Below are 3,054 nucleotides of genomic sequence, written 5' to 3'. Positions count from 1 at the left end.
CAGAGCCAGGCAAATCAGCAAGCATCTCGCTCGTACATTTAGTCTTGATAAACGCCACAAAAGTAGGCCTAACGTTGAAAGTAACCGGCACCGGAGCGTAGCGGAGGGAACCAAACTGCGCAGCAGTTTGGTGTCCGGTTGACTGCACAGTTAGAACTCACCAGATGCGCCACCACGGCCTCGTGGTTTTGCTCTCGGTCGAGAATACGGCACAGGGCTTCGAAACGAGCTTACCCATTTGATAGGCAAAACCGTCGCCGGCACGTTCGTATGGGACAACGAGATAGACTGAGTCGCCGGCTTTGTGCTCCAAGAGCGCGACAATTACGCAGGCGTCTTCAATGTTTTCCGCGGGCCGCGCCGGATCGGATAGGCCGACGCCGTGAAAGAAGATTGCGGACGCAACAATTTCGTTCGAGGCGGCGGATTCGCGGAACTTGGTTTCAAAGTGAGAGATCGCCTCGGCCACAGAGATCTGTTGGTTGTCCTGAGTGACGAGGGCCGAGCCTTTGATTTCCCCCGCGACGTTTATTGACGCCGCATGGGGAGCGAGTTGTGACCGCGCATGAAACTCCTGCACGAAGGGCAGCATTGCGCCGATTAGGTCGTCGAGTTGGGAGTGCAGAGCCATGAGTTCTAATCGGGATAGGAAGGAACCTCGCGGCCCCTCCCTCCCACACCACCGGACGTACGGGTCACGTATCCGGCGGTTCGATGAATGAAATTCCTACCGTGGCGCAAGGCTGGGTAGTCCCAAGGTTTCAAAGTAGCGCAATGGTAGCGCGAGGGTCAGCGCCGGCGTCTTGGAAATACGCCACGGGCCATGAGCAGTCTTGCTGGTGTTCCACGCCTCGCGGACTGTGACCCCGCGTCGTCGAAGTTCCCTGTAGCCCGATGGCCCCCATTGTTTCCAGAGATAGCAGCGCAACTTGCGCCGTACCCACTTGTCGATCTCGCGCAGAGGACTCAGCACCTCGGCGATGCCGAAGTACGCTTTCCAACCAAGCAGGGTTTCTCTTAGCTCTGCCACGATCACGGCAATTGTGTTGCCTCGTGTACGGCGGGTCAGTTCGCGCACGCGCGCCTTGAGCTTGTCGATGGCTTTGTCGGCCACCTTGAGCCGGGCGCCGTTGCGGCTGACCGTGAAGCCCAGGAACTTGCGATTCTTGGGGCGATCCACCGCGCTTTTCAACGGATTCACTGTGAGTCGCAGTGTGTCGCTGACGTAGCGGGTCACGCGGGCCATCACACGCTCGCCGGCTCGCCGACTGCGGACCAAGATGTTGCAGTCGTCGGCATAGCGGGCAAAGCGCAGGCCGCGCCGTTCCAGTTCCCAATCGAGTTCATCGAGCACCACGTTGGCGAGTACCGGGGATAACGGGCCACCTTGCGGTACGCCCATCGTCGTCGGCGCCCTCCTCGCTCCGATCTGCACGCCGGATTTGAGGAAGCGGTTGATCAGGCGCAGCAGTCCGGTGTCCGGACAGTGGCGCTTGAGCCGTGCCATCAATCGGTCGTGATTGACCCGATCGAAGAAGGCTTGCAGATCCACATCCACGACCCAGTTGTAGCCGCTTCGGATCATCGCTTGCACATGACGCACGGCTTGATGGGCCGAGCGTTGTGGGCGAAACCCGTAGCTGTGGTCATGGAAACGCGGTTCCCATTGCGCAGAAACGACTTGTGCAATGGCTTGCTGGATGAATCGGTCCAACACCGTCGGAATCCCCAAGGGGCGGGTCTTGCCGTCTGGCTTGGGAATCTCGACACGCCTGACCGGTCGGGGGCAGTAGCGCCCTTCGATCAGTTGGGTGCGGATCTGCGGCCAGTGGTGCCGAAGGTACTCTGGGAGGGCATCGACTGTCATGCCGTCGATGCCCGGCGCGCCCTTGTTCTGGCGCACTTGCTTTAATGCGCGTTGCAGATTGGCCCGCTCCAAAACTTGGGCCAGCAACGCTTGGGTGTGAATCGGTTCAGGGGGTCCTGATGATCCGGCCTCGGGTTCATCCTGCGGTAGAACCGCAGCCTGCATGTGCAGATGATCAGATGCAATCCCGCTGCCCTTCATCATGGGCCCTTCACCTTTCATCGTTCAGGCCTTCGGCAGGGGCGCCGCCTACTATGCCTTCTGCTGACTTCTCCACGGTATTCAGCGACCGTTGCCAGTCGCCCAGTTTCGCTTGCGCGAGGCACCGGGGAGATCTCCCGGGGTAAGACACGTTACCTTCCCTGCATAGACGCCGGATTTACAAAATGCACCCTAGCCGCAGATGGAGGGCTTTGTGGTCACGTGCCCACTCGCCCCAGATGCATCACGCCTCATATCCGGTTTTTGTTCATCGCCCCGCAGTTTCGGATTGGGCTTCCTTTAGACCCCGCCTCGCGACGACGCCCTTGCCCTTCTCCTTGCCTTCGGCTCTGCGAAAACCTGGCCCTAGGACTTGCACCTAGGAAGTAACGCGCCATGCCCGGCGCACACGTAGAGCTAACCGGCGAGCCAATGCGCAGCATTGGCGAGTCCAGCGAACGAAGTGAGCGAGGTTGAGCGCCATGTTAGATTTGGCTCCATTAGTGGAGATACATCTGCATGATGCGATTCTGTGCGTGGAAATACAGCCCTTCGGAAAGGCCCGGAAGGTTGCTTCTCAAATACTCTTCGGCCTTCTCCCGTGCGGTACTGAAGGGCTCGTTGTACAGCGGGTTCTTCTGAACAAGTTCATGCAAGCGGACAGCAATCTCTGCTGCCTCCTGAACGTCCTTCTCGGCTGACTCCGGGTGTTTCTCGGATAGTTGTCGAGCTATATCAGCGAAGTTTGCCGGGCTGAATGCATTTGTAAACGAGTAGGCTTCCAGCGCTAGATCAAGTTCTTTGGCCATTGGAAAATCTAACGTTGGACGTAACGGGCGCCGGAGCGCAGCGGAGGGAACCAAACTGCACAGCAGTTTGGCGTCCCGTTGACGGACTTGTTAGCAGGGCGATGCAAAACCCCGTGAACGATTCGGGGATGCAGTTGTCGTAGGGATAAGCGTCCCACCCCAGGCAGAGCAACGATG

3 protein-coding genes are annotated in these 3,054 nt (G+C 58.8%); all 3 read right to left on the bottom strand.

The features are described from left to right. Positions 1-157: 157 nt before the first annotated feature. Positions 158-631 carry a hypothetical protein gene (locus OPU71_RS21090; RefSeq protein WP_267730073.1) on the bottom strand — a complete coding sequence of 158 codons (474 nt, stop codon included), beginning with the start codon at positions 629-631 and terminating at the stop codon, positions 158-160. Positions 632-727: 96 nt separating this feature from the next. After that, on the bottom strand, positions 728-2,071 hold the full coding sequence (gene ltrA, locus OPU71_RS21085) for a group II intron reverse transcriptase/maturase (protein WP_267730072.1): 1,344 nt from the start codon (positions 2,069-2,071) through the stop codon (positions 728-730). 497 nt (positions 2,072-2,568) lie between these two features. After that, the gene (locus OPU71_RS21080) at positions 2,569-2,877 is read right to left on the bottom strand and encodes a hypothetical protein (protein ID WP_267730071.1); all 309 of its coding nucleotides are present in this window, start codon (positions 2,875-2,877) and stop codon (positions 2,569-2,571) included. Positions 2,878-3,054: the final 177 nt, after the last annotated feature.

Source organism: Niveibacterium sp. 24ML (genome assembly GCF_026586805.1).
GTDB lineage: Bacteria > Pseudomonadota > Gammaproteobacteria > Burkholderiales > Rhodocyclaceae > Niveibacterium.
This window is presented reverse-complemented; position numbering and strand designations above follow the sequence as displayed.

Excerpts from the sequence above, each read along its gene's own strand:
- OPU71_RS21090 (WP_267730073.1), bottom strand. The coding sequence starts at position 631 with ATGGCTCTGCACTCCCAACTCGACGACCTAATCGGCGCAATGCTGCCC.
- ltrA (WP_267730072.1), bottom strand. The coding sequence starts at position 2,071 with ATGATGAAGGGCAGCGGGATTGCATCTGATCATCTGCACATGCAGGCT.
- OPU71_RS21080 (WP_267730071.1), bottom strand. The coding sequence starts at position 2,877 with ATGGCCAAAGAACTTGATCTAGCGCTGGAAGCCTACTCGTTTACAAAT.